We start from the raw sequence: 8,176 nt of genomic DNA on the forward strand, positions 1-8,176 counted from the left end.
AGGTACGTCGTCTCCCCTCTCCTTGATAAGGCTACGGTGTACACACAAATCTTGCCTGTCTGCGTTTGAGCCTGTTTAGCCCCCTAAATCCCCCAAGTTTGGGGGACTTTGAAAATTCTTGTTCCCCCAGAATTGGGGGTTAGGGGGCGATTCGATCACTTGTGTGTACACGGCTTGATAAGGAGAGGGGCTGGGGGTGAGGTTGGTGTATTTTATTCAATCCGCATTCAGCACTTTGTCAGAAAAGAGGAAAGGTTATGAAGCAGTCGGGAGAGTAAAGTAATTTCCAAATCCCCCCTGCTCCCTGCTCCCTGCTCCCCTGCCTCTTCATACCCGACTATCCCATTCTTGTGCCGCATCTTCCAAAGCTTTATCCACAGTTTTTTGACCTAACATTGCTGCTTGCAAATTCTCATAAATTGCCTTTTGCAGACGTTTAGAATCTTTCAAAGTTGGGGTTAAAATCTCTGCTTGTTGCAGTTGTTCAGCACTAATAATTCTCGCCTTTTCTACCGTTGAAGCCGTATCAGGAACATTTTTAAAGTAACTATCTCCCAGGGCTTTGATTGTCGATGGTAAGACATTAGCCTCTTTTGCAAAGGCTAGCTGATTTTCATCATTGGTGAGAAATAAAGCAAATTTCACAGCAGCGTCGGGGTGTTTGCTAGCGCGGGGGACAACTACATTCATCACCGCCACATTTTTTTTGCCAGTATCACCAGTTAATTGCGGGGCTATAGCTGAAGCTGCGGCAATTTGGGGCGCATTAGTAGCAATTGTTTTCAGAAACTCTGGCCCAGAAGCTAAAAATGCCGTTTGTCCAGATTGGTATAAATCAATTGCATGGCGATGTCCTTGGGTTAAGGATTCTCTGGGTAGTAGCCCTTTTTTATACAAATCTACCCAGTATTGAAAGGCTGCTTTACCTTCTGGAGAATTAAAAGCCGCCTTACCCTCGGTATTTACTAGGGTGACTCCCATTTGCACAAATGATTCCAAAACTTCACCGGAATCTTGCGGTGCAAAAGTCACAAAAAAGGCATATTTGCCCGTCTTATCTTTCATTTGCTGGGCCACATCTGCTAATTCTCCGAAGGTTGCTGGTGGTTGAGTTATACCTGCCTGTTTTAATAAATCAGTGTTATAAATAGTTAACCGTGTAGTGAGGTACCAGGGAATACCAAAACTCTGACCATTCAGGGTGCTGGCTTTCCAGATATTCGGTAGATAGGAGGAACGTTCTTCATTAGAGATTTTTGGATCTAAATCTAACCAGGCATTTCGTCCCGCTAGTTGGGAAGCAAAAACTGGATTGAGATTAACAACATCAGGTGGCGTATTTGCTGAAACAGCTGTTAAAATTTTGTTCTCCATGGCTGACCAGGGTATATCCACCCAGTTAACCTTTATACTAGAATTCTGAGCTTCAAAATTCGCAATTAGGCTTTGGAAGTACTCAGTAAATTGGGGTTGGAGTTGCATTGTCCAAAACTCAACAGTTGCCTCTCCTGAAGCAGGTTGTTGTGTATTTGTACCAACATTTGCAGCACTACAACTTACCATCCAACTGGTTAATAAGCCAATGAATGCCCAAGTAGCCAGTTGTTTGAATTTTCGCAATTGCATCATCTTAACAGTATTATTACGCTTGATCGGGGTGAAAAAGTTATGCAGAATTGTCGAGATTATAGGCTAAATGAGTTACTTATTCCTGAGAAAATTCTTTAGTATCATTTAAAATTTACATTGAGCAGTCTACTGGCATAACTGTGGTGAAAAGCTTCAATAATCTGTTGACCAAATTTTATAAAGGGGTGGGGATTGAACTTGCACCAGAACGGGTGAATGTAGTTCAGCTACGCAAGCAGCGCCAAGGCTTGAAATTAGAATCCCTGACATCGGTAGCGGTTCCCGAAGGAGTCATTATCGATGGTCAAATTATCGACATCTCCACAATGGCGCAATTAATTCAGCAAGCACTGGCTGAGAGTAAAATCAAGACTTCTCGTGTGGCTACCGCCATACCAGGACAACATTCCATCGTCCGTCTGATCCCCATACCAGCTGAGTTGGACGAGAAAGAATTACGGGAGATGGTATTAAACCATGAAGCCGGCTTGTATTTACCTTATCCCCGTGAAGAAGCTGATGTAGATTATCAAAAACTTGGGTATTTTGTCGATGAGGATGGCATTGAGAAAGTACAGGTGTTGTTAGTTGCCACCCGCAAGGATGTCACAGATACATATCTTAATACTTTTGAACAGGCAGGATTGCAAGTCGATATTTTAGAGATTAACAGTTTTGCCCTGATTCGGACTATTCGTGATCAACTGCGGCAATTCGGGCTGCAAGAGGCGGCGGTATTAGTTGACATAGAGTTCGACAGTACAGAGATAGCCATTGTGATTAATGGAGTGCCGCAATTTTCGCGCAGCGTGCCTATTGGTACTTATCAAATGCAAATGGCTCTTTCTAGGGCTATGAGTTTACCTACATCACGAGATATGTCATTGTTACAGGGAATGGTGATTCCGGCAACTCCTCTTGATGGTGGGCAGACTGGAGTAACTGAAGTCAATCCTAGTATGGCAGCTTTGTTGAGAGTTTTAGGAGAACTCACAGATGAGCTGCGCCGTTCTATCGATTTTTACCTCAGTCAAAGTGAAAACCTGGAAGTGGCGCAGATTTTCTTAGCAGGCCCAGGAGGCGGACTGCAACAGCTAGATGAGTTTTTCACTCAAAGATTGGGCTTACCAACTGTCCAAATTGATCCAATTGGATCTTTGTCTTTGCAAGTTGATGAAGAAAAATACCCCTTAGCACAACGTTCTGGCTTAGGGATCATACTTGGTCTGGGAATGCGGGAGGTGTAAAAAAATGTACAGTTTAGATGTTAACTTTCTTAAAGATCGCGCAGGTTACCAAGAAAAGACCAAAAAAAGCAGCCAATTTCAACTGCCAATCGACGATTTTACTCCATTGTATATAGGATTGGCTATTGGTCTGTGTTTCCCGGTTTTTTTCGGGGCTAGTTGGTGGTTTTTGCAGGCGAAAAATAGTCAATTAGAGCAGCAAATAGCACTATTAGACCAGGAAAACCAGAAATTAGAAATTGAGATTGGTAATATTAACAAAATCCGGGAGGAGACACAACAAGTTAAAGCGGAAACACAGGGTTTAGTGACAGTGTTTGATCAGATCCGTCCTTGGTCTGCCATGTTACAAGATTTGCGCGATCGCATACCAGCCACAGTGCAAATTGAAACCGTTAAGCAAATTGAACCCACTGCCGCAGCACAAGGACAGCCCGCAGGTAATCCGGCAGACGAATTGGAAATTACCGGATTTGCTCGTTCGTTCAACGATGTTAATGATTTTCTCTTGACTCTGCAAGAGTCTAAATTCTTGCAATCCTCCGCCAGCAGAATTACCACAGCCACCTTAGTAGATGCACCAATACCACCAGGTAGTAATCAATCTCGTAATGAGCTAGAAATTAAACTACCCCAAGTAGTAAGATATACAATTCAATCAAGTGTAAGTAATGTTCCAGCTTCTGAGTTAATCCCGGAACTAGAGAAAAAAGGCACAGTGGGATTAGTCAGTAGAATTCGCAGTATGCAAGAAATAGGAGTCATTTCAAAATGACAATGAGTCAAGATTTTAATTTTGGTGAGCAAGGCGGGCAATTCGGCGCAGAAACACCAGCCTACCCGGTAATTTTTGGTATTACCCTCACCCCCAAGATTATTGGCATTATTGTCGGTTTATTGGGTCTTGCTGGAGGAGCATATATCCTCCTCAACATGGTAATGCCAGCATGGGAAATTTACCAGCAGCGACAAGGACAAGCTAATGATTTGCAAGGTCAAGTTGAGCAAAAAAGAGCCAGCGTTCAGGAAATTGACCAAGTAAAGGCGGAATTAGCCCAAGCAAAGCGGGAAACCATCCAGGTTTTAAGTTTATTTGCTGATGAAAACACCTTAGATACCCTATTACTGGATATAAATCGTTTAGTTGAATCTGGTAATGCTCAAGTTCCGGCTAATGCAGTCAGAGCCAAACTCCAGAAATTTGTGCCATCTTCAGAGCCATCAGAACCAATTAATGATGGCTCTTTCGGACCAACTGTTGATGGCAAATTGAAACGCAGTAGTATTAACGTTGAAATTGAGGGAACTTTTGAACAAACGCAATCAATTATGCGTAATATTGAGCGTTTGCAGCCGTTGTTGATAGTTCAAGATTATCAAGCCAGATTAACTCCTGAACCTGCCACTAACTCACGGGAGGAAGAAGAAGTGATTCGGGTAGGGCCAGCACCCATTACTACGTCTTTTGAACTACAGGCATTAATGCCACTGAATCCAGAGGAAGTTGCAGCTAAAGCTAAGGAGGCTGAAGCAGCAGCAGCAACTCCTACAAAATAGACTGCTGAGTAGAAAAATCAATACTACTACTCAAAAATTGTTGGTGAACAGGTGTTTTATATAATGGGGAATGAACGGTGAAACAGCTTCACGGTAATAGTGTGATCTTAGGCGCTGCTGCTTTTGTATTTATCGCAGCTCAACCAGCCTCAGCCCAAATTGCTCAAGTAACAGGGGTGAAGGTCAATCCAGCTAATGGTGGAATTAGCGTTGTTTTGCAAACTTCTTCAGGGTCGCGTCCCCAAGTTTTCACAACCAAAAGAGGTAATGCTTTAGTCTCAGATATTATTAACACTCAATTGCGTTTACCGCAAGGCAATAATTTTCGCCAAGATAACCCGGCGGCGGGAATTGCTGCGGTGGAAGTTATCCAACTTGATGCCAATAGCATCCGAGTCATGGTGACTGGTAGTAATAACATCCCCACAAATCAACCTGTGGTGCGAAAGGCCAATGAACTTACTCTCAGCTTTACGCCATCTGCAACCACAGCCTCAACCGCAACGCCCTCTGCTGCGACTTCAGCCCCAGCTACCCCAGATGTTCTGGTTCCTAACCCAGAAGTCTCAATTGACGGCAGACCAGCGCCAACAGCTAGCCCCAGTCAACCTGTGAGTCAAGCGCCGCCTTTCTTACCCAGAGCCGTCGCCCCACCAGTGGGAGATATCGCTGTTTCTAATACAGATGCCTCTCCTAGCACTATTGACTTAGGCACTCAGGAACGTGTTCCCCGTTTAGTGTTGAGAGATGCACCAGTCCGCGAGGTTTTGTCATTGCTAGCTCGTGCGGCTGGGATGAATTTGGCTTATGTGGAAGGTGAGAAACCTGCTGCTGGAGGTGCTGCTACTGGAGGTGCTGCTGGTCAAGGTCAGGCAACTTCTCAAACAATCTCCCTAGATATAGAAAATGAGCCAGTGCAAGATGTGTTTAACTACGTTTTGCGCCTCAGTGGTTTAGAAGGTAATCGCAGTGGACGCACGATTTTTGTTGGGACTAGTCTACCCAATGCTACCCGCGATGTAGTTATGCGTAGCTTGCGACTCAATCAGGTGACTGTGGGAGTTGCCCTCAACTACTTAGTTGGTTTAGGCGCTGAAAGTGCTGTCAGCCGGGAACGACAAGTTACCAGTGTGAATGCTGTACCTGTGGGTGCTGGAGCTAACCCTATCACCCAAACCCAGACGACTACAGAAACCAGACTAGAAATTCAACGGGCTGATTTTAAAGACTCAAAGCCGTTACTGAGGGGTTTACAAGCATTAGGAGATGAGCGCACCAATTCTCTGACTTTGATTGGTACACCCAGGACAGTTGATATGGCAATGGCTCAACTCACGCAGCTTGATATCCGCCGTCGTCAAGTGGCAGTTAACGTGAGAATTATTGATGTTAACCTTTTGAACACCCAAGACCAAAACGCTAGTTTTTCCTTTGGAATTGGTAATAACTTCTTTAGCAGTGATGAGGGTGCTGCTAGTTTGAATTTTGGTGGTTCTAGACCAGCTACTAGTACTGAAACAAGAAACAGTGTAACTGAGACACCAATAATTGCGAATCCGATTACGGGAGAACCATTTTTGAGGGATGGTTTTTTCAACCCCACAACTGGCAGGCCATCGGCTAGTCCACCTTTAGATCCCAATGGCAATCCCACACAACCGGGGATCACAGATTTTACTCCTGGACGGCCAGGAACAACTACATTTGAAATTGTGCCAAGTGCGATTGATCCTGTGACAGGTGAACCGACTGCCTTTAGGTTGGTACCTCAAACTACGCCTGCAACTCCAGATGAATATACATTTGGTCTACCTAGCTTATTCCAATATCCCAAACGTCTTCTGGCAAGTTTGCAAGCTCAGGTACAAAATGGCAATGCTAAAATTTTGACCGACCCTACCTTAATTGTGCAGGAAGGTCAAACAGCTAACGTCAACTTGACACAGGAAGTAGTGGGTAACATCACCAGGGAAATCGTTCGTGATGCGAATCTGGCGACAGAAACAATTACAGCGGACAAAGAGCAAGTAGGTTTAACTTTAGCAGTCAAAGTTGACCGGATTGACGATAACGGTTTTGTCTCGCTCTCCGTGGCTCCTGTAGTCAAAGCACCCGTAGCTCCGGCTAGTATTAATGTTGGCGGTGGTGGTAGTCAACAAATATTTTTAGTCTCCGAGCGCTCTCTGAATTCTGGTGTAGTTCGCCTACGAGATGGTCAGACGCTCATTCTTTCAGGTATTATCCAAGACACAGACAGAACTAATGTATCTAAGATACCCATCTTGGGTGATATTCCTCTGATTGGTTCGCTGTTTAGAAAAACAAACAGAAGTAACCAGCGTAATGAGGTGATTGTGTTGCTCACACCGCAAGTCATGGATGACTCTGAGAACTCGGCTTATGGCTATGACTACACCCCCAGCCCAGAGGTACGGCAAATGATTGAACGGCGTGGGTTGAGTATGCCTAGATAATCTGAAGCCCTGGAGATTAAGAATGGCAGCTAGACAAACGTAGTCCCTCCTGCTTCGCAGTCGCTTATAGAGGGTTTCCCTCTTGCAGCGCTGTCTCATCGCCTGCGCGGACTCATAGAAAATTTAGGATTTCAAACCCGCGTAGGCGGGTTTTGTCTGTGTAGATGCGGTTTTTCTGGGCAGATTTTGCTCACAATTCTGTTTTGATTTCTTCTTTGGGAAATGGGAAATGGGAAATGGAAAATTGAGAGTCAGGGCATTTTATCAGTGTTTTTACATTTTTATGTATAATTTATCTGCCAAAATCACTGAAAAATCACAAAAAATCCTGAAATCTATATAAATTAATGGTTTCATCTATCCACTTCAGGCTACAACACCTTAGAATGATTCATTGAAAAGTCGAGCCGATGGGATGTACAGCCATTTTTATGTAAATACTCCCAAAGGACGACTTTTGTAATTCTCTGTTTGGAGAATTAATTAAAGATGCCACATGGTGCAACAGTAAAGAATCTTAAGTAAACATCAAGGAGTTTGATATGAACAAGGGTGAATTAGTTGATGCTGTGTCTGAAAAGGCTAGTGTGACCAAAAAACAAGCCGATGCTGTCTTAACTGCGGCTTTGGAAACGATTATTGAAGCTGTCTCTTCTGGCGATAAAGTAACCCTCGTAGGATTTGGCTCTTTTGAATCACGCGAACGTAAGGCTCGTGAAGGTCGTAACCCCAAAACCAATGAAAAGATGGAAATTCCTGCCACCAGGGTTCCAGCTTTCTCTGCTGGTAAGCTCTTTAGAGAAAAGGTTGCACCCCCAAAAGAACCAAAAGAACCAAAAGAATAGATGACTTTTTCGGGAACCTCTTTTTGATGCGGCAACCAGTTCACGGCGGAAATTTAGTTTGGGCAGCAGCACTAGCTGGCTGTCCACCTGAAGCTATTCTGGATTTTTCTGCCAGCATCAGTCCATTGGGGCCACCAAATAGTGCGATCGCCGCTATTTATTCCCAAATTGGTAATCTTAGACACTATCCTGATCCAGATTACAGTGACCTAAGACTTGCTCTGGGTCGCTTTCATCAACTGCCTCCTGAGTGGATTTTGCCTGGTAACGGTTCAGCAGAATTACTTACTTTAGCCGGTAGGGAATTAGCAACATTATCTGCAACTACTTTAATTACTCCAGCCTTTAGCGATTATTACCGCACACTCACGGCATACAACGCTAAAATCCTGGAGTTTCCCCTTTCTTTGGATGGGGAGTGGGG

Annotated in this window: 6 protein-coding genes and 1 pseudogene; 6 read left to right on the forward strand and 1 reads right to left on the reverse strand. The window is 44.2% G+C overall.

Annotated elements, in window-relative coordinates:
- Positions 1–327: 327 nt before the first annotated feature.
- Positions 328–1,629: an ABC transporter substrate-binding protein gene (locus tag AACX33_RS22405; RefSeq protein ID WP_193998284.1), complete on the reverse strand. Its 1,302-nt coding sequence runs from the start codon at positions 1,627–1,629 to the stop codon at positions 328–330.
- A 140-nt stretch (positions 1,630–1,769) separates the two neighbouring features.
- Here AACX33_RS22405 and pilM point away from each other — a divergent pair, with 140 nt between their 5' ends.
- The 6 genes and pseudogenes from pilM to AACX33_RS22435 all read left to right on the forward strand — a co-directional run.
- The gene (gene pilM, locus AACX33_RS22410) at positions 1,770–2,876 is read left to right on the forward strand and encodes a type IV pilus assembly protein PilM (RefSeq protein WP_193998285.1); all 1,107 of its coding nucleotides are present in this window, start codon (positions 1,770–1,772) and stop codon (positions 2,874–2,876) included.
- A 4-nt stretch (positions 2,877–2,880) separates the two neighbouring features.
- A complete protein-coding gene (locus tag AACX33_RS22415) occupies positions 2,881–3,651 on the forward strand; it encodes a PilN domain-containing protein (RefSeq protein ID WP_193998286.1) in 771 nt (256 codons plus the stop codon).
- Positions 3,648–4,433, forward strand: a complete 786-nt coding sequence (locus AACX33_RS22420) for a pilus assembly protein PilO (protein WP_193998287.1) — start codon at positions 3,648–3,650, stop codon at positions 4,431–4,433. Before AACX33_RS22415 ends, AACX33_RS22420 begins: the two co-directional genes overlap by 4 nt.
- Before the next feature lie 77 nt (positions 4,434–4,510).
- Positions 4,511–6,907: an AMIN domain-containing protein gene (locus tag AACX33_RS22425; RefSeq protein WP_193998288.1), complete on the forward strand. Its 2,397-nt coding sequence runs from the start codon at positions 4,511–4,513 to the stop codon at positions 6,905–6,907.
- A gap of 542 nt (positions 6,908–7,449) precedes the next feature.
- Positions 7,450–7,752, forward strand: coding sequence for an HU family DNA-binding protein (locus AACX33_RS22430; protein ID WP_193998289.1), 303 nt, complete (start codon positions 7,450–7,452; stop codon positions 7,750–7,752).
- A 26-nt stretch (positions 7,753–7,778) separates the two neighbouring features.
- A pseudogene (locus tag AACX33_RS22435) lies at positions 7,779–8,176 on the forward strand (threonine-phosphate decarboxylase); the annotation flags it as partial.

The organism is Nodularia sp. LEGE 04288 (assembly GCF_963896525.1).
Classification (GTDB): Bacteria; Cyanobacteriota; Cyanobacteriia; order Cyanobacteriales; family Nostocaceae; genus Nodularia.

Bases quoted from the DNA above. Each gene is read 5' to 3' on its own strand.
- AACX33_RS22430 (WP_193998289.1), top strand. From the start codon at position 7,450: ATGAACAAGGGTGAATTAGTTGATGCTGTGTCTGAAAAGGCTAGTGTG.
- AACX33_RS22405 (WP_193998284.1), bottom strand. From the start codon at position 1,629: ATGATGCAATTGCGAAAATTCAAACAACTGGCTACTTGGGCATTCATT.
- AACX33_RS22420 (WP_193998287.1), top strand. From the start codon at position 3,648: ATGACAATGAGTCAAGATTTTAATTTTGGTGAGCAAGGCGGGCAATTC.
- AACX33_RS22415 (WP_193998286.1), top strand. From the start codon at position 2,881: ATGTACAGTTTAGATGTTAACTTTCTTAAAGATCGCGCAGGTTACCAA.